Below are 855 nucleotides of genomic sequence, written 5' to 3'. Positions count from 1 at the left end.
AATTTAAACTTGAAGCAGCGCAATTAGTTGTTGATGGTGATCACACCGTAAAAGAAGCGGCTGAATCCCTGAATGTAAGTAAATCTGCGATGGACAAGTGGGTTAGGCAATTAAAGGGTGAACGTTCGGAAAGTAATGACCATGCTAATGTTTTATCTCCAGATAAAATAAAAATCAAGGCGTTAGAGAAACGAATTAAACGCATCGAACTGGAAAAAGATATATTAAAAAAGGCTACGGCTCTCTTGATGTCGGACTCGATTCACAGTTTGAAATAGTCGATAAACTTCAAGAGAGCTTTGATGTATCAGTTGTTTGCTCCGTATTTGAGATACACCGTAGTAGTTTCAGGTATTGGCATAGCAGGGATAGACAGCCTTGCCCTAAAAAAATCAAAGCTGAAGTAATGGTTAAAGCCATCTTTACTGAGTCCAGGGGCTCCGCTGGTGCCCGAACCCTTGCGACGATAGCGACAGCGCGAGAAGTACCACTGAGTCGTTACCGTGCCAGTAAAATAATGGAAAAGTTTGACTTAAACAGTTGCCAACAACCTAAGCATGCTTATAAACGCGGTGGGAATGAACATTTATATATCCCTAACCACCTTACATAGGGAGTTTGCTGTCGCGGCACCCAATGAAGCCTGGTGCGGTGATGTAACCTATATTTGGCAAGGAAACCGTTGGTGTTATCTTGCGGTTGTTATGGACTTGTTTGCGCGTAAAATCATTGGTTGGGCAATGTCCCAATCACCTGATACGGCATTAACAGCCAAAGCATTATCAATGGCATTTGAATCGCGTGGCAGACCTAAAGGCGTGATGTTTCACTCTGATCAAGGCTGTCACTATACCA

General features: G+C 42.9%; 2 protein-coding genes. Both read left to right on the top strand.

Annotated features, from left to right (window positions below; all coding sequences use genetic code 11):
• The coding region (locus ASU03_RS19000) for an IS3 family transposase (RefSeq protein ID WP_057833284.1) at positions 1 to 278 on the top strand (278 nt) is incomplete at its 5' end.
• 300 nt (positions 279 to 578) lie between these two features.
• A partial coding sequence (locus ASU03_RS18995; protein WP_197411309.1) for a DDE-type integrase/transposase/recombinase occupies positions 579 to 855 on the top strand: 277 nt, incomplete at its 3' end.

The organism is Colwellia sp. TT2012 (genome assembly GCF_001440345.1).
Lineage (GTDB): Bacteria > Pseudomonadota > Gammaproteobacteria > Enterobacterales > Alteromonadaceae > Colwellia.
The sequence above is the reverse complement of the archived record's forward strand: the minus strand, read 5'-3'. Positions and strand labels throughout refer to the sequence as shown.